This window comes from Priestia sp. P5_B4, from assembly GCF_056400385.1.
This window is the reverse complement of record NZ_JBFULJ010000560.1, coordinates 1-2,524: the sequence shown is the minus strand read 5'-3', so window position 1 is coordinate 2,524 and position 2,524 is coordinate 1. Positions and strand designations below refer to the sequence as shown.

The following is a 2,524-nucleotide window of genomic DNA, read 5'->3' as shown; positions in this document are numbered from 1 at the left end:
GGGAGATGCCCGGCAGCGCTATTGATGCACACCTTGCTGATTATATTCTTTCTCCTGCTGATATGCCTGACCTTGTGCAAACCCATGTCAGCCAAACTGAATTTACATATAATGAAGAAACGCTGCAATGCATTTATTCATTAATAAAGAAGAAAACAGGCATCGACTTCTCTATGTACAAAAAAAACACGGTGCTGCGACGACTTGAAAAGAGAATGGCTTTACTCGATCCGCCCTCTCAAACGATGGAAGAATACCGGGACTATCTATGTAAAGAAGCCGAAGAAATCGTCGAACTGCAGCGAGACTTGCTGATTGGAGTGACACAATTTCTTAGAGATAAAGAAGCATTCTCTATTATTGAAGAACAAGTCATCCCACAATTAGTTGAAAGAAAGATTCATAGTCAAGAAGATGAAATCCGCATCTGGGTAGCAGGTTGTTCTACTGGTCAAGAAGCATATACATTAGCTATTTTGCTTCATGACCATTTATCAACAATCAACCGTTATTTCGATGTCCGAATCTTTGCTACGGACATCGATCGTCATGCAATCAAAAGAGCTAGTCAAGGTATTTATGAAGAAGCGGAAGTTCATTCCTTCTCAGCAGTTCAGATTAATGAATATTTTGAGCAAACAAAACACGGGAGTTATCAAGTTAAAAAAACAATTCGCAAAATGATTGTTTTTGCCCCCCATAATATAGGAAAAGACTCGCCTTTTGTAAACGTTGATTTAATTAGCTGTCGAAATATGATGATTTACTTCCAAGCTGAACTGCAGCAGCGCATTCTGTCTCTTTTTCATTTCTCTTTGACAGAAGAAGGCGTACTTTTTTTAGRCCCTAGTGAAACAACGGGAAATTTGTCTGATTTGTTCCGCCCTATCAACAGTAAGTGGAAAATATTTAAGCGTTCCGGACAGCCCAGCCGACAAATTACGGGAGCTTTTAACCTTTCAAAATCCAACTCGCATGAAGGTGATTTTTCTAGCGTGCCGCTGCCAAGTCAGCTTTATAAGCCTCTTCCTTCGCTTAAATTAGATGAGATGTATCAGTCAATGATTGATCACTTTATGAGCCCTTGCCTTGTATTAAATGAATACAACGAAGTGATATTTTGTTCAAAAGAAGCGACTCAGCTTATTAACGTTCCTGTAGGGAAAATTAATTATACAATTTTCAAAATGGTTCCAGTTCACGTCTCTTTAGCCATTGGAGCAGCTATTAAACGCGTAAAAGAGCAAGGTATGAGCGTATGCTGTCAGCACATTGAATTTGTCATAAACAACGTGCAGCGCCGTTTTAATATTACGATATCTGCCCTTCCAACAAATCACTCTCTTTACTTACTTATGTTTGATGAACAGACAGATGGTGCCATTATTGATAAGGAAAAGCCCATGTTTCTTAATCAAACCAGCTCGATTAGTGAGCTTGTAGTAGATTTAGAGCAAGAGCTTCATTACACGCAGCAGCATTTGCAAACGACGATTGAAGAGCTAGAAACAGCAAATGAGGAGCTAAAGTCCACGAACGAAGAACTGATTGCTTCCAACGAAGAGCTGCAGTCCACAAATGAAGAACTGCAGTCTGTTAATGAAGAATTAATTAGTGTTAACAATCAGTACGAGCGGAAGATTGAAGAATTAACGGACTTAAATAACGATATTGATAATTTATTAATCAGTACAACTATTGCTACTATCTTTTTAGACGARCAGCTGAATATTAAATTATTTACGCCGGAAACGAAAACAGTCATCAACGTTCTTCATCAAGATATCGGAAGACCTTTCTTTCATATTTCGCATAACTTTAGATACGACCATCTAATCGAGGATGCCATGCACGTTTTAAGAACAAATAACACCCTTCAAAAAGAAATTCAAAGCTACGATAACCAATGGTACAGCATGAAAATGATGCCTTATCGTACAAATGAGAATTTAATTAACGGTGTAGTTATTACGTTTATCAATATTACAGAAATTAAACGGTCAAATGAAGAATTGGCTATTACATCGTTTGCAGTTGCTCACAGTCCTACGGGCATTTTTATTACCGATCATCAAGGTAAAATTAAGTACATTAATCAAAAGTTCATGGAACAAAAGCATGCGCCGCAGGAAGTATTTGGGTTACACCTCTATGACTTATATACAAAAAAGCTGGGGGTTAAAAGATTCCCTAAAATTTGGAACGAAGTATACAGAGGAGAAAAATGGAACGGAGAAATTTCCTACGTTCAAGAAGACGGAGAAACCGTTTGGGAACAGTTAGCCTTAATGCCTGTTAAAAATGATCAGGATGAAATCATCCATTACATTGGGTTAAGCGAAGACATTTCACAGCGCAAACAGTCGGAAATGATGCTCAAAAATTCAGAGATGCTGTCAGCACTTGGACACATTAAGGCTAACTGTTCCCAAACGGTTTCTCCGTCTTCTTGAACGTAGGAAATTTCTCCGTTCCATTTTTCTCCTCTGTATACTTCGTTCCAAATTTTAGGGAATCTTTTAAC

1 protein-coding gene is annotated in these 2,524 nt (G+C 38.2%); it reads left to right on the top strand.

Annotation, left to right across the window (positions count from 1 at the left end):
• Positions 1-2,453: CheR family methyltransferase (locus tag AC1DRF_RS22940; RefSeq protein WP_477741774.1), on the top strand; the 2,453-nt coding region annotated here is incomplete at its 5' end.
• Between the last annotated feature and the right edge of the window lie 71 nt (positions 2,454-2,524).